The following is a 21,397-nucleotide window of genomic DNA, read 5'->3' on the forward strand; positions in this document are numbered from 1 at the left end:
CTACGGTGTGTTCAAGAAAACCGACGAGGAAATCGCCCGCATCTACTGGCAGGATCACCAGACACCCAGCCTCGGGCTTCGCCCCTATATCGTCTATGGCGTAGGTCGTGACGACGGCGAAACCTCGGCCATCACCCGCGCTATTCGGGCGGCCGCATTGGGCCGGGTATACGAAATCCCTTTCGCCACCCGCAGTTGCTTCCAATACGCGGGCGACATAGCCGAGGTCTTCGTGCGCGCAGTGCAATCTGACTGGGATGGTGCGCTTTTATCCGACATCACCGAACGGGTGGATTCGATTGATGATGTTCTGACAGCGATCCGGGCAGTTGTGCCGAATGCGCAGGTGTCGGGGGCGGCGGACACGCGCGTTTCGCCATCATCAGGGTTCGACACCGGGCCGCTTGGCCAAGTCATTGGTGCATGGGAAGAGACCCCGTTGGAGGAAGGGGTGCGCAGAACTGTCGACCTGTACCGCGCCATTGCGGCACGGCAGAGCGAAACCCAGCTGACCTGACGTTGCTGCGAATGGGTTTACAGCATCCCGCGTGCAATATGTTCGATCTGACGGGCGACCCCCAGCACCCGCGGGCCAAGATCGGATTCAAGCCGTTCGCTGGTGATGATCGACCGCAGACCACCAACATTGAGCGCATAGACAGGCACGCCATCCGCGCGGCGAATGACAGCCCCGGCAGAATTTGCCTCTGACACCCAGTCGCCGTGGCTCATCGCGAAACCCTGTTTGCGTGCCCGCGTGATTTCGGCCTGCATTCTGGCCTCTACCTCCGGCCAGGCATCGCCATAACCCGGTGCGATCCTGGCAATCAGCGCCGCGAGCTCGGGGTCAGGAAGCGCCGCGAGATAAGCTCGCCCCATCCCCGTGCTGGCCATCGGAATGCGTGAACCGACGCCTAGGCGGATCGCCATGGAGGCAGGCGTTCGGCACGCTTCGATATAAATGAATTCGGTTCCGTTCGGCACACCCAGATAGATTGACGCATCGGCATAGTCCGCCAATTCCTGCATGTAAGGACGCGCGATATCTCGGATCTCCATCTGCGCCATGACGTCATAACCTAACGTCAGAACCGCTGGACCAAGCGAATAGCGGCCGATGTCGTCGTCGTATTTCAGATATCCCAACTGGGTCAGTGTGAACGTCAGACGCGAAACCGTCGCCTTGGGCAGTTCGACTCTACGGGCGATTTCCGCGTTGCCAATGGAGCGGTTATCAGGCCCGAACGCCTTCAGGATCGACAATCCTCGTGCTAACGAAGTGTTGATCCGGTAATCCTTTTCGCTGCTGCTTTCCGGAAGTGAGTCTTTTCTGCGTGCCAAGGTCGATGTTCGCCGTTGCTGCCGAGTTCATTACTCCAACTATAATGCATTTCTTCGCCAAGGTAACACCTGAAAGCTATCGTCTGCACAGTGCTAGGCAAAAGTAGACGACCCACCGCCAACAGTATTTTCTACTATCACTAAACGGCGAGATCGGACTTTGGCGTAGGAAGAGGAGAAATGGCGCTTTGTCCGCATCTTGCCAGTTCGGTTCGGGCGCAGAGAAGGTCCGTTTTTGAAACCTTCTGCTCAGCCCCATAGTCCAGAACCTATTCTGAGAATTTATGCCGAGTTGACGCTAATCTCATCCAATCTCGACCGCCAAAGGCGACAAGCGCGAGGTAAATCTGCCCGGCGTCGATATCCGGCTTGAAGACGATAGTCAGGCGATGCCCGGCCCCTCCGTGGCGCACGAGCCAACCGTCAAGTTTGCCGCTGAGCCGAACGCCCGAAGTTGGGTTGGAAAAAATTTCCTGAAGAAGCGCATCAACCTGATCTAATCGTCGACCCGCTGCTGCAATGTCACCGTTAGTGACCTCGACAATGTGGTTGACGATACCGATGAGATCCCGCTCGAAAAACGGATGCCTGATAAAGCGCATCAGGTCTTTTGGGCCATTTCAGCAAGATGTGCTCGTGCGCCCTTCGTCACTTCTGTAACGTCTCCAATTGGGTCCCACTGATCCAATGGTAGGGACAAGCGGCGCTCCAGCTCAGCCTCAAGAACGGCACGTTCGCGTTCACGTTCTGCCTTGGCTTTGGCCAATTCACCCGAGACTGCCGCGCTCATATTGGGATACTCTCCCGCTTCGACCAGTTCCTTTGCAAAGGCGTAGGCCGTATCGGTGAAACTGACAGATTGCTTCTGGACGCTCATGTTTTCTCCACTGGTGCTCCAATGGAGTACCATCGGGAGCGTTACTTCGCAATGGCTGGTTGGTGACTGCACGGACTGTAACCTCAGCCTTGCGGCCTCCCCTGCTCGGCAGCCAAGTCGCAGGCGAGTATCGGCCAAAGGCCGATCGCGCATTCGGCCATGCGGCCTCACCGCGGCGCAGCGCCCGGCATCCCGGTTTGCCCGTCTCGCGAGCACGTCGCTCCCCGGCCGCTTCGCCGGATTGCGCACCGGTCTGTTTTGCAGGGCAAAACGATCCCGTCCCTTCATCCGTCTTCCGCGTCCGGTCGCGCCGTTTGCCTGCTCGCGTCGGGCAAACCTACCGTCAAAACACACACACATGAGCGCGGAAGCATATCCTCCGGATGGCCCCCAAATCAGCCCGCCTCAAGGATCGCAAAACTTTTCGGCGAGGTTGGCGCGAGTGGAGAGTGTGGTCCAGTGATTGACGGCGTGCGTGTTGTTAGAGTCGTGCCCGGAAAACTTTTGCGCCCGGCAAGCCGGCGGCTGCGCCGTCCCTGACCCGGGCAGATTCGGAAACCAGGCATTCGGCCATGCCACCACACTCCCGTGGTACGTAAAACAATCGAACATCTGGAGATACGACATGGCTTACGATCAAGCGAACACCTACGAGACCATCGAGCTTTTCGGGCTGACCGAGAAGGACGCCCATCTGCCGATCCCGGAAGATCACATCCTGAAGGACAGCATCATCCGCGAAACCTTCGAAATCCTGCTAGGACAGTTGCGCGGGACCGGTCTCGAGGCAGAAATCGAACCACTGGCCCATGGGTTCGCGACGATCCTGCAGCGCCGCAAGGTGGCGCTCGGCAAGGAGGTCGACCGCACCGCCGACAAGATCGGCGCCCTGGCAAAATGCCATGACGGATCGGAGATCGCCGAGACCGCCCTGGAAGAGGCGCAGGCGCGCTTCCTGCATCTGCGCGAGATCGTCGGCGCCATCGAGGTGATGAGCGAGGCGGCGGCGGAATGCTACGAGATCGAGACCGGCCATGCCTTCATCCCAGCCGCCGGGTCTCGCGCAAGTGTCCGTGCCAAGGAGACGGGGGCCGTTTTTGAAGCTCGGCAGCTGCTGGAGCAGCATGATCGCGAGACGGCTGCGAAGTCGAAGGTCGAGGGGGTGCCGCTGATCGTCTCAGGGGCCACCAACTGGGCCGATATCGATGTCATCTTCAACACGCTCGACAAGGTTCGCGAACGGATCAAACAGAACCGCAACCAGGAAATCTTCCTCTGCCACAAGGGCGGCAAGCACGGCGCCGAGATGATTGCGGCCCGGTGGGCGCGGGCGCGTGGCGTCGCGCAGGCGCGGTTCGATCCGCGCTGGTCCGCACATGGGCGGGCGGCGCCGTTCAAGTGCAACGACGAGATGCTGGACGACAAGTTCGCCGCAACAGGAGTCGTACTCTTCGGTGGTAACGGGGTTGCGCTGAACCTCGGGCAGAAGGCGGAAGCGAAAGGTCTGACGGTCATGCGGGTCGATGATCCGGCGAAGAAGACCGCGGAGATGTAATTGAAAGGGTCGCCTTTGGGCGGCCCTTTTTCGTTTCTCAGATGTGCGCGAACGTCAGGGGTGTCGCAGTGAACTCCAGCAATGGGTATCGAAAGTCTTGATGATTGCAATCCGGCCTATCTGGTTTCAGGAATGGCTGGATGGTATCTCTATGCAATCACAGCTTAATGTGGCCGTGCGGCAGAAGACATCTGTTGCGCAGCTCAATACCCGCCCAGGTTTTTCCTCAATGCCTTTTTCTCCCGAACGCACCAAAGAAATCCAATCGCGCATTGATGCGCGTTTGCGGTCCGGGCAGGCGAACGATTGGGAAATGTCTTTTCTCACAAACATGGCTGAACGGTTTCAGCGGTATGGGACGGAGACGCGCCTGAGCAAAGCGCAGTATGCGAGCTTGCACAAAGTCCTGAAACTGGAACGGGAGAAACCAGCCCAGACAAGGCCAGCTGCCGACGACGGCACTTCTGAACCAGCACCAAAGCGCAGCTCCAGATCCGTTAGGGCGAGACCCCGTCCGATCTCCGTGGCCCGCGCGATCACCGCACCTCAGCGTGCCGCGCGCAAGGCTCAACGCCAAATCATGGTGCCGTTGGTTATCGCTGTCGCGTTCTTCGCGTTGGTTGGATCATTGTTCGAGTCATCAAATTCACGATCCACACCCTACAGTCCTTCAGCGATTCCCGCATCGCAATCGACAAACACCACTTATGTCTATGTGACCGGGACACGTGTCAATCAACGTGCTGGGCCGTCTACCTCGAACGCTGTGATGGGCGTCTTGAGCGAAGGGACTCGCGTCGAAAAGCTTCGCGATGAGGGGCAGTGGACCCAAATTCGGTCTAACTTGGGAACGGGCTGGATGTCTTCCAGTTTCCTGTCGCTGGTAGCGCCACCTGCAGAGCGACCCGCCTCGCAGGACCGGTCGCTTCGAGCCAGCGATGTACGGATCATTGATGGTGATACGATTGATATTCGAGGCATGACAGCGAACGTGCGTCTCGTCGGGTTTAACGCGCCTGAGACATGGAGACCGTCCTGCACTGCGGAGCGCCAGGTCGGGGAACGCGCAACAGCGCGTCTTGGTCAATTGGTGCGCGGAGCGGCGTCAATTGAGTTTGAGCGGGTGGCCTGTTCCTGTCGGCCCGGGACAGAGGGCACGGATCAGTGCAACTTCGGGCGGTTCTGCGGCTCGTTGTTCGTTGACGGTCGGGACGTGGGCAGTACGCTCATCGCTGAAGGTTTGGCCGAGCCATACCGATGTGGCCGCACCAGCTGTCCCCCACGCCCTCAACCCTGGTGCCGATAGCAGGGGCGCTCACCCGACACAGACGACGGATCTTCGTTCGCGGCTGAACGCTGACCTGCCATGTGTTGAGCGTGACGGATCATGATCCAGATGCGTTGGATCAGAACGAACGAAGCCACCTCAGATCGGGATCGACGGGTTCGATCGCGACTTCAAAGTGGCGGCACAAATTTGGGTTTCTCCTTTTTGCTCATTGATGCGGATCGCACGGGGTCGGCCCAGCCGTGCCCTCCGCTTCGCTCCGGCAAGCACAAATACGGTTTCCACGCCTTTGGCGCGGACCCTCCGTATTTGCGCTTGCGACCGGACCGCTTGCCCCCGTGCTGTGAGATCCCCATCGCAAAAAGGAGTAACCCAAATGACCAACCACTACGTCGCCACCGTCCCCGTCAAGTTCACCGACAATGACGGCCAGGAACGCACCCGCTTCCAACGCGTGGGCGCCATGTTCCGCAACACCCGCAACGGGGATGGCTCGGAATTCTTCAGCCTCAAGCTCGACTTCCCGGTCGCGGTCTCGGAACTGGTGATGTTTCCGCCGAGCTCGAGGGAAACCCAGGACTAAACCCTCTGATGAGGATGGGCCGCCATCAGGCGGCCCTTTCCCTGTTCCAGGGACGCCGTCACCGGCAGGGGTGATCGCCAACAGCGACCACCCCGGGTGCCGGTCGTTGCGCGTCCATGGGATGAACACTGCTGGGTCCGAAGGGACCGCGACAGAACGGCCATCCAGCCTCAAGGGGGCCATCCCCAAAAACCTATCGGCCAAGGCCTGCCGGTTTTTGGGGCAGAGATTTGGCGGCCCAAATCTGGCCCTCCTTGACCCTGCCTGTCCGCCCTGTCGGTAAGGGTTGCGCCCACCCGCAGTTCCGTCCGAACACTGTGTGTTCGGCCAAACCCCTGGGGCGGGGCCGGGGAAGAGATGCCCTGAAAGTCGGATGGTGTGCTGGTGGTGAGGGAGGAAAGGCCGCGCCCCTTCGGGCCACGGCGTGAAGCGGAATACAAGGCCGCTGAAACTCTAAGCACCATAAGTATATTATTGACAAGTAGATATAGTATTGTATTTTAGAGCAGCCTTGTATGAAGGTGGCAGGAAATAGGGGGTCTTTCTTCGCATGTCTCGCTCAAAACGTCTCACCGATGCGGAACGCATGAAGATCGTTCGCGAGGCTGCAGAAGGCGTGTCCACTTCGGCGCTGGCGGAGCGGTTTGGCGTGTCGCCTCGGGCCATCCAGTACACCCTCAAGGCCGATGCCGAACGCCAAAAAGATGCGGCCATTCCGGTGGCGGCCGTCAGCGTGAAGGTGACGGCCGAGGAGCTCGCGGCCCTCGATGAGGTGTTGGCTGTGGCCGGGATCGAGAGCCGAGCCGAGGGGCTGCGGCGGCTCATCCAGGCGGCGGGCGGGGTGTTTGTTCCGGACGCGCAGATGGCGGCCGAGATGGCGCGCTACAGGGCCTCCCTCCATGAGGTCGGCAACGGTATCGCGCAGATCGCCAAGCAGATGACAAAGGCCAACCGGATAGGGCAGGGGGCCGGCCCGGAGTTCACCGAATTGCGCCTTTCGCAGATGCGCGGGTTGGCACGGTTCATCCTGGATTCCGCCGACGAAATTGACCTGCTGCTGCGCCGCCGTCGTGATGCCATGAAACTCGAGGCTACGGCCGTATTGAGGGAGTTCGCCCATGCGGCTGAATGATGCCGTTGACGCCGTCACCGGGGAGGTCTTCCGGGATGGGTGGAGCCGCATTCGAGGCTCGATGCAGGGACTGCATGTGGCCAAGCAAAAGCAGCTTGTTCGTGCTGCGGCGGGGCACCGGCCAGCGGTCTTCAAGGCGATCCGGGGCGGGGGCACCCATACGAAATCGCAGCTGATGAACCAGCTCGACTACCTTACCACCAAGTCGACCCATATCGTCGACTCGAGCGGGTTTCTCGATGGCAAGGCGAAGCTGGAGACGCGGGAGATCAAGGACCTCACCGAGCGCTTCGCCAAGCGCTGGAGTGCCGGTTTCAAACCCAAGCTTGGCCAGACCACCCATATGCTCATGTCCTTCCCCATCGGCACGCGCGGCGAGGATGTGCGCGACATCGCGACAGACGTCGCCGAGCGGTTCTTCCAAACCGACGAGGGACATTTTGATTACATCATCGCGGTGCATGAGGACCGCGATCACCCGCATGCGCATCTGGTGTTGAACCGCCGATCGCAAGAGGGGGAGTTCTTCTTTCTCGGTCGGGATCACCGGTTCAACTATGACGACTTTCGTCTTGCCATGGTCGAGGAGGCGGAGAAGTTCGGGGTGCGTCTCGAGGCAACCCGGCGGCTCGATCGGGGGGTCGTACATTACCCGCCGCGGATCCGAGAGGTCTACGCCGCGAAGGAAGAGGGCCGCGTGGCAGAGCCGCGTCCGCGTGTTGGGGCTGATCTGGATCGTGCCCTCGAAGAGATCGCCAACACACGGATCATCTATCACTCGGTTGCAGCCGAGGCGTCCAGCGACAATCGCGAGGATATTGCCGACGCTCTGTTCCGGGCCGGAAAGATCCTGGCGCAGGGCGGCAAGCTCGTCTCAGAAGGAGGGGTCTATATGGCCGAGGAACAGTCGTTCGACGATCTGAGAACCCGCTACGCCGACCAGGTCGAGCGCATCCAGGGCATGATCGCAGAGAAGCCGGAGGTGGAACGCCCGCGCCTTGAACGTAGCCTCAATGAAATCCAGTCGCGCCTGGCCCGCATGCAACCCTTGGGGCTTCGGTCCGTGACCCTCACCGAAAAACCCTCCGAGGGCGGGGTCTATTCCGAGGTTAATATCGACCGCGAGCAGATGGATCGCCTGCGCGAGCCGGATGTCCGGGCGCAGGTGGATACGGCCCTTCGCGGCACCGGGATCAGTTCGTCCGTCGTCGTCGCACGAATGGAGACCGGAGCGCAGAACGCGGCACTCGAACGGCAGTGGATTGCCGACGATCTGGCGCGGGTGGCCGAGAAGGACGGGCTCAATCTCGAGCGGCGTGCCGATCTGGAGACCGCACGCGAGACCCTCAACCGGGTCCATGTTCAGCTTGGCATCACGCTCGAGCGCCATCAGGTCCTGCGTCAGGACGGGGTGATCGACGAGGCGCGCGAGGCCCGACTGAACCAGAGTGAGGAGCGGATGGTTGAAGAGAAAGAAGCGGAGGCAGTTAAGGTCGGGCCAAACGCAGATGCCGATATCCGACGGGTCATCGATCATGAACGCGGCGGTAATCTGCATTCACCGTTTCAGGATGAGGGTGAGCGGCAGAGCTATCGCGATGCGGTTGAGCGGGGGCTTGACGAAAGTCAGGTCGTCCGGCTTCGGGACGGCGATGCCGACGCGCTGAAATCCCAGATCGAGGATCGGCTCGACCGGCTCTACGCGGCTAAAGTCTATCTGCAATCGGATGCCGCAACCACCAACAGTGAGGCGACCCGGGCGGTGGTCGAGGAAATCGCTGAGCGCGAATATCAGCTGCACCGTGCCGATCTGGTAGACGGTGAGTCCGAGCGCGGGGAGACCCACTGATGGGACCCATGGGGAGAGGCCGTCTTGCCATCGGTGTCGCGCTGGTCACGCTTGTGGCCATCGCGATCGGCTATGTGATCGCATCCACGGTTCTGACCTTCAAAGACCTCGGGTTCCAGGCGGAGATCGATTTCTTCTACATTATGAGTAACTACCGGGCCATCAGCGTGGTTCGACCCGACGACTTCAAGCTGATCAACCTGATCATGGGCGGGGCAGGGGTCGCGGGCCTCATGATGAGCCTGGCGATGTCCGGATCCGCGCTTACGCGCTTCGGCTATACCCATTGGCAAACCCGTAGAGAGATGAAGCGCAACGGGTTCTTCGGCAAACCCGGCACTGGGTTCGTGATCGGCAAACTTGGAAAACCGACATCCCGCGCGCCGTTCCTTTGTTCTAAAGCATTCCCACACGCGTTGATCGTGGCTCCTACCGGGCGCGGCAAGACCACAGGCTTCGTCATTCCGAACCTCCTGACCTGGCAGGGATCGGCCGTGGTGCTCGATGTGAAGGGTGAGTGTTTCGAAGCCACCGCCCGCCATCGCGCCGCGCAGGGGGACGAGGTCTATCGCTTCGCACCAACGGATTGGGAAGACAAACGGACCCATAGGTACAATCCGCTTCTCAGGATCTATGAGCTTGAAGACCCGGCGCGCCAACAGATGGAGTTGCAGCTTCTCGCTACACTTTTCCTGCAGAACGATAATGACCGTGTGCAGGGGCTCTTGAAAGGAGGGATTGATCTCTTCGTTGCCGCCGGCCTCCTGGCTTTCCAACGCAAACGCCCGACCCTGGGCGAAATCTACCGCATTGCCGCATCCGGTGGGAACAAGCAGACGGAATACCTCGCCCGCTCGCATGAGGTTCAGAACGCGGCGGCGAGGCTGATATTCACGCGACTGGCTTCCACAAACAACGACACGCTGACCTCCTATGTCTCACTTCTGATGACCTCCGGCTTGGATCAATGGCAGAACCCGGCGATTGATGATGCGACGGCAGTTTCAGATTTTGATTTCCGCACCATCCGCAAGAAACCGTTCAGCGTTTACCTGGTCGTTCAGCCGCTCATGGTAAAGCCCTTGGCGCCGCTCATTCGGTTGTTCTTTTCCGATCTTCTGTCGGCGCTACAAGACAAGGAACCCGGTCCGGATGAACCCTGGCCGGTCATGGTCATGCTCGATGAGTTCAATCGCCTGGGCAAAATGCCCATCGTTGCCGAAAGCATCGAAGTGCTGCGCGCCTATCGCGGACACCTGGCCGTCGTCACCCAGACCATCCCCGCCATCGATGAGATTTATGGCGAGAACACGCGGCGCGCGTTACAGGGGAACGCCGGTATCAAGCTCTACTTGACCCCCTCGGATGAAAAGACCGTCGAGGAGTTGAGCAAGGCGGTCGGGAAGACCACGAAAACTGTTGTCACGCGGTCTCGCGCGGTCGGGAAAAATCCCTTCGAGGGTCGGAGCCAGTCCGAGCGGACCGAAGAGGTCTCGCTTCTGCCGGAGGACGAAGCACGACGATTGCCCCTCGATGAGGTTATTGTTGTGGTCGATGCACAAATGCCGGTCCGGGCTAAGCGCGTTGTTTACTACGAAGACCCGTTCTTCAAGGGCATCCACGCGGCGCAGGAGGGGGAGTTGCCGTTTCCGGAAGGGCCGGTCGGGCCGATGGGTGAATTGCCGTTGAGTGTGAGAGCCATGCCGACGGCGCCGCGGGGGTCAGGTTTGTCGGAACGCGATTTTGAGGCCAGGATGGGACTCACGGAACCTAGCGGAAACGCTCCTATCGACCCAAGTCCGGCCACAGTGGCCCGGCACAGCCGTGCCGCTATCATCGCAGAGGATCAGCACCAGTTCGAGATGGATTTTGGGGGTCAGGAGGCGCTTCGGGTCGATGAACCGACCGAGACGGATGTTGCGCAAGTGGAAGGCGCTTTGGGCGCTTTGGATCGGCTGGAAGGGGAGATTGTAGGTGTTTCAGGATCGAGCGAGAAACGAATCGAAAGGCTGGTCTCGGGCTAAGCGGTTGTTGAGGCAAAGCGCAGAGAAAGGCCGGTGAGAGCCCGTTGCAGCCTTGGGCGCGAGGCGAAGCATTTCGCACGAAGGGCGGCATCCAGACATTCGCTGCGAGAGCGAATTCCAGATAACCTCATCGCCGAAGCGGTCATTCAGGGGCAAATACTCCAGTTGATTGAAGCTAGAGTTCGATTATGACATGAGTTGCGGCATCGCCTTACGACGTGTGCGTGTGGTGTTCGCATATTGTGAGGTGAATCATTCATGAAAATCCAAAGTGTTGAAGTCTATAATTTCCGAAAACTTCATAAAGCCAAACTTGATCTTTCTAGCAGCCAAACACTGCTCGTTGGGGCAAACAACAGCGGTAAAACCTCCGCTATGGTCGCATTGCGGTGCTTTCTCAAAGACCGGGGTGGGATAACTGCCAAAGATGTTACGGCATCCAACTGGAAACGGTTGGAAGCTATTGCCAACAGCTGGTTGGAGGAAGATGCCGAACCACAGCTTCTCCCTCTAATCGCTGAGCTACCCTACATGGACGTGTGGTTGCATGTCTCCGACAACGAGCTCCACCACGTTGCCCATCTCATCCCAAGTCTCGAGTGGAAGGCGGGCCTTCTGGGTGTTCGTATCCGACTTGAACCGAAGACCCTTGCCGATGTGTTCAATGAGTATCGGGACGTTCGAAAAAAGTCCGTGGATCGACTGGCAGAATACGCGAAGACACACGCCGGCAGGGTGGATGATTTTTCTCTTTGGCCAAAGTCGTTCCAAGATTTCCTTGATCGGCGGATGTCGAGCCAGTTCACACTCAATGCCTATTTGCTCGACCCAAACAAACCGGCCATTGTGCAGGACGACGACGCCATAATGCTACAGCCTCAAGTACTATCGGTGACGGCGCAAGGGTTAGGGCCCAATCCATTTTCTGGTCTATTGCAGATCAGAGAAATCAAAGCACAGCGTGGCTTTGCAGATGCTTCAGATACCAAGCCGTCGAGTGATGACGACACTGAGGATAGGTCCCCTACATCTAAGCGAAAGCTGTCTGACCAACTGCAAGCCTATTATCGCCAGCACCTGGATCCTGACAAAGACCCTACGCAGGAGGACGTTTCCGCGCTTGGTGCCTTCCATACAGCTCAAAAAACCTTCGACGAGCGTCTCCTGCAAGGGTTTTCCGCTGCGATCGGCGAGCTTGAAATGCTTGGTTATCCAGGCATCGCCAATCCAAAAATGTCGATCACGACACGCATCAAACCGACAGATGGTCTCAATCATCCGTCCGCAGTTCAGTACGACATTTCCGGTGGCTCTACCCCTTTACGCCTTCCTGAGGACTACAACGGGTTGGGATTTCAAAACCTCATCTCCATGGTATTCCTTCTCATGCGGTTCAGAGATGACTGGATGCTCGTTGGTAAACATGCTGGGTCCGGCACGAGTCCGGAACAAGATCTGATTGCTCCGCTCCAGTTGGTTTTGATTGAAGAGCCTGAAGCCCATCTCCATGCACAAGTCCAGCAAGTCTTTATGCGACGGGCAATGAGTGTGCTGCGTAACCATCGACTGTTGAAAGATGATGCCTCACCATTTTCAACGCAGCTCGTGGTGAGCACCCACTCCAGTCATATCGCGCATGAGGTCGAGTTCGCAGACTTACGATATTTCAAACGAAAACCCGCTAACTCCGACTGCGTCGCCACATCGGACGTCGCCAATTTGTCCGGCCTGTTTGGTACCGACGACGAAACAACGAGATTTGCGAAACGGTATCTTCGCACAACCCACTGTGATCTGTTCTTTGCGGATGGGGCAATCATGATCGAGGGGGCTGCTGAACGTATCTTGCTGCCCCACTTCATCTCAAACTCCCATAAGGGGTTGGCTGAAAGATACATCTCCTTGCTGGAAATAGGTGGAAGCCATGCGCATCGGTTGAAACCGTTGGTCGAGCTCCTCGACATTCCTACGTTGATCATTTCCGACCTCGATGCAATCGACCCCAAAAACAACCGCAAAAGTGTCCTTCCTGCCTTCGGCGCAGCGTATGAGACGGCCAACAGCGTGCTGAAGAGTTGGTTGCCTAAACTGACCCTCGTTGACGATCTGTTGGCAGAAGATGATGTTCCCGAATTGGCCGTCGGTGGTTTCGGACACATCGGAGTTGTTTATCAACGCAGCCAGACCGTGCAATGCGAGGGAGACGCCAAACCTGTACATCTCGTTCCAAGCACATTTGAAGATGCACTTGTTCTGGCGAACTTAGACATCGTTAGAGGGATGTCCGGCGTCAGCATGAGCAATGCCTTTGCTGAGATCACCAATTCGTCCAAGACAGCTGAAGGGTTGGTTTCAGACCTCTACCAAAGACTATCGCAATCCCCTCAAAAAGCCGCGTTTGCACTTGATCTCCTGAGCATCGAAAAGATCGAAGACCTCACCGCACCCCCTTACATTGCGAAGGGTTTGAACTGGCTCGAGAAGCGTCTCACCGCTGGTGACACAACATGAGCGAGGAACACATCGAGATCGCACATGACAATGATCGCGACAATCCTGCCGATGATGCCATCAGGGCCGCTCTGTCTCTCGTTAAACCCCGGAGTTTCTTCCTATTCGCGGGAGCAGGTTCAGGCAAAACGCGATCACTGAAAACCGTCTTGGAAAGTCTGGCCAATGACATCGGCGATGATTTACGCCGCGCAGGGCGCAAGATCGCGGTTATCACCTACACGAATGTCGCGTGCGACGAAATTCTGAGGCGCGTCAACAGTGACCCCATCTTCGATGTGAAGACTATCCACAGCTTTGCATGGTCCCTCATTGAGGGCCGAAATCATGACATTCGCAAATGGCTACTTGAGGTAAAACTACCCGCTGATCTCGCTAAACTCGAAGACGAGTTTGCACGCGGGAAGGCTGGCACAAAAATTCAAGACAAACGTGAAAAGCAGATCGCTTCAAAAAAGAAGCGCGTCGAAGAACTGCCCAATATTCATCACTTCACCTACAATCCTAATGGGGACAATGTTGGCCGTGACTCCCTCAGCCATGATGAAGTGATTGCCATGACGTCCAACTTCCTGACGTCAAAAGAGACCCTTCAAAAAATTGTCCTTAGCAAGTATCCGTTTATCCTAATCGATGAGAGTCAAGATACACTGAAGCCATTCATGTTGGCACTGCTAGAGTTTGAGAATGCTCATCAAGGCAAGTTGGCACTAGGGCTCTTTGGCGACACCATGCAACGTATCTATGGTCATGGTCTGGCTGATCTCGTTGATCGCATCCCAGAGCGTTGGGATAAACCAGCAAAGGTGATGAACCATCGAAGTCGAGCCCGAATTATTGACTTGGCAAACAGTATTCGAGCAGATGCAGATAAGCGCAGACAGCAATCACGAACAGACCGTGCTGGAGGATTTGTTCACGTTTTCCTTGCCCCCAATGAAGGCACAGACCGTACGCAGTTTGAGGCCAATGCCCGTTTAGCAATGGCGGAAATTACGTCTGATGAGCAATGGCGTGCGCCCACCGCAGTCAAGACGTTGACAATTGAACGACACATGGCTGCTGCAAGATTGGGATTCTCAGGCCTCTTCGAGCCCCTTGATAAAGTCGACCGTTTTCAAACAAGTTTCAGAGATGGAACACTGGCGTCCATGAGGTTGTTCTCAGAACGCGTTCTGCCAGTGATCGACCATCATAACTCGGGGGACGCCTTTGGCTTGATGGCAATCCTGCGAAAGCACTCTCCGTTGCTCTCGAAGTCAACGCTTTCGACAACACAGAAGGACCAATCGTCTGGGTTGGCAAAAGCCAGATCTGCCGTGGAAGATCTAACCGCACTCTTCGCTGAAGACGCAGACCCAAGCTGCAGCGATGTCCTCAAGTCCGTGGCAGCCTCAGGACTGTTTGAAATACCCGAGGTCCTCAAATTTCTGAGCAGCGTTGATTTTGACTCCCATGCGGAGTTCGAGCCGACTGGCGACGACCGTATCGATGCCTGGGCGCTCGCGCTTGCAACACGTTTCTCAGAAGTTTCTAAGTATCGTGACTATGTACTCGATCTTAGTCCTTACGGAACGCATCAAGGCGTTAAGGGACTGGAGTTTCCGCGTGTGATGGTGATTGCAGATGATGGCTCGACGCGCTTCAAAGGCTTGGCATCCTACGAAAAGCTATTGGGAGCCAAGGCCAAGTCCGATCGAGATCTGAAAAACGAGCGTGAAGGCAAAGAGACAACCTTCGATCGCACACGCCGCCTCCTATATGTGACCTGTACAAGGGCTGAAGAAAGTTTGGCAATTGTCGTTTACAGTGACAATCCAAGATCCGTTGCCGATACAATGGTCTCAAAAGGGTGGGTAACATCCGATGAAATCGGTCTTCGAGACCTAGTCGTGTAGTTTTTTTGGGGCAATTTCTCGAAAGCCAACCCATCATAGATTTCTAAATGCGGCAGCTAAAACAATGATCAGTTTGCGACACTTAATCTTGAAAGGCGACGAGTTTGGAGATCAAACACGAACTTACTAAGCGGCACTTCGAAGCTCTCAACAAGCTGAGCGAAGAATGCGATTACGAGGATTCTCGCAGCGATGGGGAGTTGATTTTTGTCCTGCGTAACAAGCTGTCTCCCGGTATCGGCGATAAGACTCTTTCGGATCTTGAGAATTGGACGATGATTGACGCTGGTATTAACAAATGGTTTGGAACCCTTGGCTATCGTATCACCGACCTCGGCAGACAAGAGATTGACGCCTTCCCACGGAAGGTGTCCAAACCAAAGGCCAAGCACAAGCTGCGAACCTTGCCTTCTCGCCTAGGAAAACCAAAGGGGCGGCTTGATCGATAGTTGACAGAGGCGCATTAGACTCGCTGTCTCGCTAAAGATGAACGGCAGGTTTGGAGACGCCGCGTTGCAGCGACTGACTGCGCACTGTAGGTCTGCAGTGGGCCGCAGGCGCCAACTCGTCCGATCACTGGGCGGATGCATGCGGCACTATCTTCAAAGGTAGCTTCGGGCACCTTAGGACATCTACTAAGTTTACAGCGTGAAATAAGCGTAGGTTGGAGGCGAATGATGGCGAAAGATCAGTATTCTAGCTTCAAAGAGCTATATCGTGCCGAAAAAGATGGGACCGACTACCAGAAGCAAGTCGTGAAGAGAACTTCGAACTATTTGATTATGGCCCCTCATGGAGGCAGAATCGAACCTGGGACGTCTGAGTTGGCCAAAGCCGTGGCGAGCGGAGAACATTCGCTCTACCTATTTGAGGGTATTCGCAAAAGACCTCACAGTGATTTGCATGTTACATCCCATAGGTACGACGACGAGGATGCAATCGAGATTGCCAGCGAGCACGCAGTTGTAGTCGCTTTCCATGGTCGCAGAGACCGCGATGATCCTGTGACTGTTCACGTTGGAGGGCTGGATGCAGCGATCAGAGACACTATAGTCAATGAACTTGAGCTTGAGGGTTTCGATGCCGCTGTTGGAAGCGGTGAGCTTGCTGGAGAGCACACGAACAACATCTGCAATCGAGGCAGCCGATCAATGGGTGTGCAACTTGAAATTCCGAAGTCGCTCCGGAACGACCTGCTTTTGAAACCTGACCTTCTCGAAAACTTCTCACGCGCTGTACGGAAAGCTATAACCTTGCGCTGAGTAGTGACCGCATCGCTCAGAGTGCGGGTCTTCCGCGATCTGTTTCGCATTCGCAGCGAAAGTCCGAAATTGCGGGCCGCACTGCACCGAGAGTGACCAGCGTTCAAGGTCCGGATTGGGCCGCCCAATGCCGCCGTTTGTGAACTTGCCGCGAATAGTCACTAGTGCCGCTTCTTCCCAATTGGAGAGCGGTGCCGCGAATGCCGGTTCACCGACTGAACCCAAACATTGATTACCGCCGCCCCAATCGCCCAAGCCTTGCCAACTGCGCTAGCATTTGAGACCCCGTGCCAGGCGAGCTTGATCCGGGGTTTGCCGGAGCGGTCTGACTGAGACCAGGCCTTTGCGGCATCTGCTGTACTCCGAACAATTGCCGCGCCCGAAGAGCGGCATATTCCGCGCCGCTCGCCCCGCCGACCAGGTAGCGATTGTAGGCCTGTTGGTTCCCGCCAAGCGCTCGACCGAAACCATAGGCGCCGCCAAGACCCGCCGATAGCGCAGGCATCATGATATTCCCCGAGACTGCCCGAACTATGAACGGCGTGGCAATAATGAAGCCTTTCGCCATGAGCACCATCATGAAGAATGGGATCAGGGCTCCGATGTTCGATGCCCCCTCCGGGTCGCCAAGCTCGCCGATGAGTGCGGAGCTGACCCCGGTGATCGTCGCGAAGACGCCGGCGACAACAATCGGATACAACGCGAATGAAACCAATGCCGAAAGCCAACGCGCAAAATAGTCTTTTGTGACTTCGAAGAGAGTGAGGAAGATCATGATTGGCGCGATGCCGATCAGAAGCGCAATCATGAGCCGGGACGCCACCAGAATGAACGCTGCGAGCCCACCCAGGATCGAAAGCAACAACACACCCAAAACGTCGAGAAGTGCGCCTGCCATCCAGTTCAGTTCCGACCCGGCCGCATTGAGATACTCCCCCAGCTCAGCAATGAGCCGGTCAAATTCTTCGGCGAAAGTGCCGGATGGGCCTGGGGTTCCACCGCCGACGGAGGCCACCAGTGAGCCGGCGATGCTGTCGATGCCGCTCAGGATTGCGGAGGAGAACGCGTTGAACTGCACCCAATTGGTCGCAAAGATGCCTATGAGCCCGATTTTCACGGCGAGCCAAAAGGCCGTTCGCCCGTCCATCGCGCGATACTGGTAAATCATGTTGATGAAGACGAATGCGACCACGAGCGTTGTCCCAAGCACCAGGATCGTGCCGACTGTCGCGGCCACCGCTCCGAACTGCGTCTCGGCCGCGGTGTCGAGATAGCCTTGGGAGGTTTCAACGAAGTAGGTGACCACGCTCATGATTTGTCACGCCTACCAGTTCCCGGCCGCCTGGCAGATTGCCATCGCCTCGGGTCTCAGCATATTGGCTCGGCTGTTGTAGCCATCGGAGGCTTCCAACATTTCCCAGCGTTCGACAGAGGCAAATCTCTTGCGGAATTCGGCTTCCGCAGCATCCCATGGTGGAAACCGCACGTCACAGGCACAGGAGTTGGCCGCTACAATCCGCTTCATGCTTTGCGCACGGTAAATGTCCTGAACCAACACACGTTTGTAGGCTTCTCGAATGCTGATGTTCTGCATCCAATCCGGTTCTGTCGGGCGGTCGACGCAAACGTCTGGTTCACTGCCAAGTGACGGAACCAGGTTGCGCTCCGCCGCAGCCGGAGACGCCGTCGCGGCCAGAGCAGCGATAAGAATGGTCGACCTCATGTGCCATCCTCTTGGGCGCCGGATATCTCGCGCTTGAGAAACGCCGTGTGGCCGATATGCGCAAACTCGGAAGTGCTGACCGAGACGACTTCCCAGCCATCTTGGCCTCGGGCGTTCAGATCGTCCTGCATGGTGATGAGGCTGGTTTTCTTGTCCATTGGATAGGAGATGATTTGGTATTCAAACTTCTTCATTGTGAGTGCCTCCACTTGTGTCGGTTCCGGGGAGATAGAATTCGGTGATGCCGCGCGCGCCGTCTTCGCGGCCCGCCTGGATGATCACGTCGATCGAGCTTTCGATGTATTGGACCATGTCCTGGTAGGTCATGGGGATTTCGGTCTTGAGCGCGGCGATGGCGAGTCGCTGCACTGCAAGCTGAGGTGTTTCGGCATGCAATGTCGTCATCGAGCCGCCATGGCCGGTGTTTATGGCTTCAAGGAATGTCATGGCCTCCTTGCCGCGCACCTCGCCGAGGATGATCCGGTCGGGCCGCATGCGCAGCGTGGCCGTCAGCAGCACGTCGGCAGTCTGGAACTCCGCGTCGCGGTTGGCGATCAGGGTGACGGCGTTCGGCTGAGCGGGGAGCAATTCCGCTGCTTCTTCAATTGTAACGATCCGCTCCTCGTCTCCGACATGGGACAGAATTTTCCGAGCGGCGACGGTCTTGCCGGTCGAGGTGCCACCGGAGACAATCATGTTGAGCTTGTTCTCGACGCAGAATTTCAGGGCATCGCTGATGTCACCTGCGGCCACAACATCACGCAGCGCACGGTTTTTCTCTTGGCGCAATTCCTCAAGTTTACGTTCTTCGCCGTAGAGGAACTTCAGTTCAATCCGGTCCAGCGGCAGGCTCGAGAAGAACCTGAGCGAGATCGACATGCCTGAAAGCACGGCGGGCGGGGTGACGACCTGGGCACGGATCGGTCGGTCGCGATAGGTGATCGAGACAGAGACGATCGGCTTGTCCTTGCTCATGGTAGTGCTGGCAGAGGACGCGATCTGGTTGCCGAGGTCGCGCACTTCGGTGACGCTCAGCCGCTGGTCCAAGGCCCGCATGAAATGATCGCCCTGGAATTCTCCCCAGCAGGCGCCGTCCGGATTGATGCAGATCTCGATCACGTCATCGCGGGCGGCATCCTTCAGCTTGTCGAGCGAGGCCTGGAGGTAGGAGAGTGTCATGGCTCAGAATATCTCCAGATCGCGATCCACCATTACGGTGACACGCGCGCCCTGGTCGACATGGATGACCGGGCCGATGGAAAGGTATTCGCCGATCACGCTGTCTGTGGCATCCGCCAGATCATCGCCCACGTCTTCGAGAACTTCGGCCGTGGTTTCATTGTCAACCTGGGCGGCGGCAGCGCTAGGAGCTGCCGAGATGATCGAGATGAGCGCGGCGGAACCGAAGCGTTGGGCAAAGCGCGTATCGACGAATCCCGTCACCCCTGAGCGGCCAAGTTCGTCGCCGCCGAATGCACTGATCTGAATCGATTGATTATCTGGCAGGATGATCCGATCCCAGGCGATGGTGACACGGCGCTGCGAAATTTCGATGCCTGAGCGATACCGTCCGATCAGACGCGAACCGTGCGGGATCAGGAGCCGCGTTCCGTCATAGCTGAAGACATCCTCGGAGATGATAGCGCGGGTCTGGCCGGGCAGGGAGCTGTCGAGCGCGGTTTCCATAACGGCTTGGATCATCGTCCCCTGAATGACGGTGTTTGAGGGGTTGGCGATCACCTCGGCTTGGGTCACGGTGCTGGGCAACGCGCCGTTCAGTACGAAATCAGTCACTTCGCCAAAACTGCGCTCGGAAAGTGCTGTCTCGCCGGTATTCGCCCCGGCAGTTCCCCCGAACGCAATGACAGGGGAGGCAATCCGGCGTTCCTGGAAGGCGCGTTCTTCGTCCGCCCGGCGCTGGAGCTCGGCCATGCGCCGGGCCTCTTCCTCTCGTCGCAGCCGTTCTTCTTCCCGGGCGCGAAGCTCATCCTCGGTTGGTCCGAGCGGCGCAGGGGTTGGTTTGCTGGCTTCGAGCCGGGCCAGCTCGAGGTCCGTTCGCAGCTGCTGCATTGCACGGTCTCGGGCGGCAAGCTCCTCTCGGAATTGTTCCTGTGCTCCCTCTGACGCCGCCTGCAATGCCGCGATCTGCGCGGTCAGCGCGTCGATGGCCTCAGCCGCAGCCGTGTCTTCTTCGACCACGGGTTCCGGCGCATTCTTTAGCTCCTCGATCTGGGCCTGCAGGGCGGTGATCTGTGCCAGCAGTTCGGCATTGGGTTCGACCGGACCGGGGGTGACTACGACGATTTCCGGCTCCGGGGCGGGGGGTGGCACAAAGGGTTCAATCTCACCGAACCCGTCGCCTTCGGCCTGGAACTCGTCCGGCGTCGCCGTTGGCAGGGCGATCTCTTCCTCGGGCTTTGACATGAGGTATAGCAGCGCACCACCAACGAGGATCAATCCGACGATGAGGAGTGCCAGCAATGGGGATCGCCGCTTCGGTGCGGGCCCGTGTCGCGGGTTGCCCTGTTCGAGGGCGGCGAGGCGCTGTTCGAGATCGGCGTTGTTGTCGCTCATGAGCCCGCTCCCGAGGGCGTCGTCGCTTCGATGCAGACGACCTCTTCGCCGAGCCGCAACACCCATTGGCGGCTCACCCCGGAGACACGGATGGCGCCATCTTCGATGGCCCCGGTATTCACCGTGCGCTCACGGCCGTTTGCATAACGGAAGATGGCCGGGACCGGTGCGTTTCGTGGGAAGGCGAAATAAGTAAAAGTCCCGTCATCCCAGATGCGCGTCGGGGTGAATTCGGTCCGCGCACTGGCGCCGTAGTTATAGTTTGGCGCTGCACGCGCGATCGCATTTGCCGGGCGGCGGTTGTCCTGAGGGTAGCGGAACTGGACCACGTAAAAGGTAGGGCTCGAGGCCTCGTTGAGGTTGAAATAATAGCTCCGGCGATTGGTATAGACCGTGACGTTGGTATGAACGCCGCGCGCCAGCGGTTTGATGGCGAAGGCGCGCCCGCCGGGTACGCCATCGATCTCGAAGCCTTCGGTATCGCCGGCGATGATGGAACGGATGCTTTCACCCTCACCGAATTCGATGGTTGTCACATGGGTGAGCGAAACACTGAGCCGATAGACCTGGCCGTCCTGGTAGGTGGCGATCCGCACGCGCCGATCCTTTGCTCCACCACGGGGGATTGCTTCGGCGATAGCGAACTCGGCTGAGAGCAAGAAACACAGGAATGTAACAAAAAACGCATGTGCGTTTCCGGATCGAGTTGCGTTGCCAATACCCTGCCGCGCTTCGCGCTCTCGGGACATTGGCAACAGGATCTTGGATTTTGTATTCCAG

At 57.8% G+C, this 21,397-nt stretch carries 20 protein-coding genes; 11 read left to right on the plus strand and 9 right to left on the minus strand.

The window, feature by feature from the left end; all coding sequences use genetic code 11:
- Positions 1-517: NAD-dependent epimerase/dehydratase family protein (locus MN188_RS15855; protein WP_242110243.1), on the plus strand; the 517-nt coding region annotated here is incomplete at its 5' end.
- A 17-nt stretch (positions 518-534) separates the two neighbouring features.
- Here the strand turns inward: MN188_RS15855 and MN188_RS15860 are convergent.
- The 3 genes from MN188_RS15860 to MN188_RS15870 all read right to left on the minus strand — a co-directional run bounded on the left by MN188_RS15860 (position 535) and on the right by MN188_RS15870 (position 2,218).
- Positions 535-1,341 (minus strand): IclR family transcriptional regulator, encoded by an 807-nt coding sequence (locus tag MN188_RS15860; protein WP_242110244.1) that lies wholly within the window; start codon positions 1,339-1,341, stop codon positions 535-537.
- Between the two features lie 269 nt (positions 1,342-1,610).
- Positions 1,611-1,943 carry a type II toxin-antitoxin system RelE/ParE family toxin gene (locus tag MN188_RS15865; RefSeq protein WP_242110246.1) on the minus strand — a complete coding sequence of 111 codons (333 nt, stop codon included), beginning with the start codon at positions 1,941-1,943 and terminating at the stop codon, positions 1,611-1,613.
- Positions 1,943-2,218, minus strand: coding sequence for a hypothetical protein (locus MN188_RS15870; protein WP_242110247.1), 276 nt, complete (start codon positions 2,216-2,218; stop codon positions 1,943-1,945). The genes MN188_RS15865 and MN188_RS15870 overlap by 1 nt, the downstream gene beginning before the upstream one ends.
- A gap of 625 nt (positions 2,219-2,843) precedes the next feature.
- Between MN188_RS15870 and MN188_RS15875 the strand changes: the two genes are divergently transcribed.
- The 10 genes from MN188_RS15875 (at position 2,844) to MN188_RS15915 (ending at position 16,320) form a co-directional block, all read left to right on the plus strand.
- Entirely contained in the window at positions 2,844-3,773 is a 930-nt protein-coding gene (locus MN188_RS15875; RefSeq protein WP_242110248.1) for a DUF2493 domain-containing protein, read from the plus strand.
- Positions 3,774-4,353: 580 nt separating this feature from the next.
- Positions 4,354-5,079 carry an SH3 domain-containing protein gene (locus MN188_RS17755; protein WP_353890422.1) on the plus strand — a complete coding sequence of 242 codons (726 nt, stop codon included), beginning with the start codon at positions 4,354-4,356 and terminating at the stop codon, positions 5,077-5,079.
- A 358-nt stretch (positions 5,080-5,437) separates the two neighbouring features.
- Positions 5,438-5,644 (plus strand): hypothetical protein, encoded by a 207-nt coding sequence (locus MN188_RS15880; protein ID WP_242110249.1) that lies wholly within the window; start codon positions 5,438-5,440, stop codon positions 5,642-5,644.
- A gap of 550 nt (positions 5,645-6,194) precedes the next feature.
- Positions 6,195-6,776, plus strand: a complete 582-nt coding sequence (locus tag MN188_RS15885; protein ID WP_275116245.1) for a helix-turn-helix domain-containing protein — start codon at positions 6,195-6,197, stop codon at positions 6,774-6,776.
- Positions 6,763-8,625 (plus strand): relaxase/mobilization nuclease domain-containing protein, encoded by a 1,863-nt coding sequence (locus tag MN188_RS15890; RefSeq protein WP_242110251.1) that lies wholly within the window; start codon positions 6,763-6,765, stop codon positions 8,623-8,625. The genes MN188_RS15885 and MN188_RS15890 overlap by 14 nt, the downstream gene beginning before the upstream one ends.
- A gap of 8 nt (positions 8,626-8,633) precedes the next feature.
- Positions 8,634-10,649 (plus strand): type IV secretory system conjugative DNA transfer family protein, encoded by a 2,016-nt coding sequence (locus MN188_RS15895; protein WP_242110363.1) that lies wholly within the window; start codon positions 8,634-8,636, stop codon positions 10,647-10,649.
- A gap of 258 nt (positions 10,650-10,907) precedes the next feature.
- Entirely contained in the window at positions 10,908-13,160 is a 2,253-nt protein-coding gene (locus MN188_RS15900; protein WP_242110252.1) for an AAA family ATPase, read from the plus strand.
- Positions 13,157-15,058 carry a UvrD-helicase domain-containing protein gene (locus MN188_RS15905; protein WP_242110253.1) on the plus strand — a complete coding sequence of 634 codons (1,902 nt, stop codon included), beginning with the start codon at positions 13,157-13,159 and terminating at the stop codon, positions 15,056-15,058. The genes MN188_RS15900 and MN188_RS15905 overlap by 4 nt, the downstream gene beginning before the upstream one ends.
- A 104-nt stretch (positions 15,059-15,162) precedes the next feature.
- On the plus strand, positions 15,163-15,507 hold the full coding sequence (locus MN188_RS15910) for a hypothetical protein (RefSeq protein ID WP_242110254.1): 345 nt from the start codon (positions 15,163-15,165) through the stop codon (positions 15,505-15,507).
- Positions 15,508-15,735: 228 nt separating this feature from the next.
- Positions 15,736-16,320 carry a poly-gamma-glutamate hydrolase family protein gene (locus tag MN188_RS15915; RefSeq protein WP_242110255.1) on the plus strand — a complete coding sequence of 195 codons (585 nt, stop codon included), beginning with the start codon at positions 15,736-15,738 and terminating at the stop codon, positions 16,318-16,320.
- Positions 16,321-16,552: 232 nt separating this feature from the next.
- On the opposite strand, the gene MN188_RS15920 is transcribed toward MN188_RS15915, so the two are convergent.
- The 6 genes from MN188_RS15920 to MN188_RS15945 are packed head-to-tail and all read right to left on the minus strand — an operon-like array spanning position 16,553 to position 21,366.
- Positions 16,553-17,632, minus strand: a complete 1,080-nt coding sequence (locus MN188_RS15920) for a TrbL/VirB6 family protein (RefSeq protein ID WP_242110256.1) — start codon at positions 17,630-17,632, stop codon at positions 16,553-16,555.
- 12 nt (positions 17,633-17,644) lie between these two features.
- Complete coding sequence (locus MN188_RS15925; RefSeq protein WP_242110258.1) at positions 17,645-18,043, minus strand: hypothetical protein; 399 nt, start codon at positions 18,041-18,043, stop codon at positions 17,645-17,647.
- Positions 18,040-18,237 carry a DUF4177 domain-containing protein gene (locus tag MN188_RS15930; RefSeq protein WP_242110259.1) on the minus strand — a complete coding sequence of 66 codons (198 nt, stop codon included), beginning with the start codon at positions 18,235-18,237 and terminating at the stop codon, positions 18,040-18,042. Before MN188_RS15930 ends, MN188_RS15925 begins: the two co-directional genes overlap by 4 nt.
- Positions 18,224-19,222 (minus strand): ATPase, T2SS/T4P/T4SS family, encoded by a 999-nt coding sequence (locus MN188_RS15935; protein ID WP_242110260.1) that lies wholly within the window; start codon positions 19,220-19,222, stop codon positions 18,224-18,226. Before MN188_RS15935 ends, MN188_RS15930 begins: the two co-directional genes overlap by 14 nt.
- A 3-nt stretch (positions 19,223-19,225) precedes the next feature.
- A complete protein-coding gene (locus tag MN188_RS15940; protein ID WP_242110261.1) occupies positions 19,226-20,617 on the minus strand; it encodes a TraB/TrbI/VirB10 family type IV secretion system protein in 1,392 nt (463 codons plus the stop codon).
- Complete coding sequence (locus tag MN188_RS15945) at positions 20,614-21,366, minus strand: TrbG/VirB9 family P-type conjugative transfer protein (protein ID WP_420839007.1); 753 nt, start codon at positions 21,364-21,366, stop codon at positions 20,614-20,616. The genes MN188_RS15940 and MN188_RS15945 overlap by 4 nt, the downstream gene beginning before the upstream one ends.
- Between the last annotated feature and the right edge of the window lie 31 nt (positions 21,367-21,397).

This window comes from Aliiroseovarius subalbicans, from assembly GCF_022678625.1.
Classification (GTDB): Bacteria; Pseudomonadota; Alphaproteobacteria; order Rhodobacterales; family Rhodobacteraceae; genus Aliiroseovarius_A; species Aliiroseovarius_A subalbicans.

What these genes read in the sequence shown, in the direction of transcription:
- MN188_RS15865 (WP_242110246.1), bottom strand. Translation starts at nt 1,943, where the DNA reads ATGCGCTTTATCAGGCATCCGTTTTTCGAGCGGGATCTCATCGGTATC.
- MN188_RS15870 (WP_242110247.1), bottom strand. Translation starts at nt 2,218, where the DNA reads ATGAGCGTCCAGAAGCAATCTGTCAGTTTCACCGATACGGCCTACGCC.
- MN188_RS15875 (WP_242110248.1), top strand. Translation starts at nt 2,844, where the DNA reads ATGGCTTACGATCAAGCGAACACCTACGAGACCATCGAGCTTTTCGGG.
- MN188_RS17755 (WP_353890422.1), top strand. Translation starts at nt 4,354, where the DNA reads ATGGTGCCGTTGGTTATCGCTGTCGCGTTCTTCGCGTTGGTTGGATCA.
- MN188_RS15880 (WP_242110249.1), top strand. Translation starts at nt 5,438, where the DNA reads ATGACCAACCACTACGTCGCCACCGTCCCCGTCAAGTTCACCGACAAT.
- MN188_RS15885 (WP_275116245.1), top strand. Translation starts at nt 6,195, where the DNA reads ATGTCTCGCTCAAAACGTCTCACCGATGCGGAACGCATGAAGATCGTT.
- MN188_RS15890 (WP_242110251.1), top strand. Translation starts at nt 6,763, where the DNA reads ATGCGGCTGAATGATGCCGTTGACGCCGTCACCGGGGAGGTCTTCCGG.
- MN188_RS15895 (WP_242110363.1), top strand. Translation starts at nt 8,634, where the DNA reads ATGGGGAGAGGCCGTCTTGCCATCGGTGTCGCGCTGGTCACGCTTGTG.
- MN188_RS15900 (WP_242110252.1), top strand. Translation starts at nt 10,908, where the DNA reads ATGAAAATCCAAAGTGTTGAAGTCTATAATTTCCGAAAACTTCATAAA.
- MN188_RS15905 (WP_242110253.1), top strand. Translation starts at nt 13,157, where the DNA reads ATGAGCGAGGAACACATCGAGATCGCACATGACAATGATCGCGACAAT.
- MN188_RS15915 (WP_242110255.1), top strand. Translation starts at nt 15,736, where the DNA reads ATGGCGAAAGATCAGTATTCTAGCTTCAAAGAGCTATATCGTGCCGAA.
- MN188_RS15920 (WP_242110256.1), bottom strand. Translation starts at nt 17,632, where the DNA reads ATGAGCGTGGTCACCTACTTCGTTGAAACCTCCCAAGGCTATCTCGAC.
- MN188_RS15925 (WP_242110258.1), bottom strand. Translation starts at nt 18,043, where the DNA reads ATGAGGTCGACCATTCTTATCGCTGCTCTGGCCGCGACGGCGTCTCCG.
- MN188_RS15930 (WP_242110259.1), bottom strand. Translation starts at nt 18,237, where the DNA reads ATGAAGAAGTTTGAATACCAAATCATCTCCTATCCAATGGACAAGAAA.
- MN188_RS15935 (WP_242110260.1), bottom strand. Translation starts at nt 19,222, where the DNA reads ATGACACTCTCCTACCTCCAGGCCTCGCTCGACAAGCTGAAGGATGCC.
- MN188_RS15940 (WP_242110261.1), bottom strand. Translation starts at nt 20,617, where the DNA reads ATGAGCGACAACAACGCCGATCTCGAACAGCGCCTCGCCGCCCTCGAA.
- MN188_RS15945 (WP_420839007.1), bottom strand. Translation starts at nt 21,366, where the DNA reads ATGTCCCGAGAGCGCGAAGCGCGGCAGGGTATTGGCAACGCAACTCGA.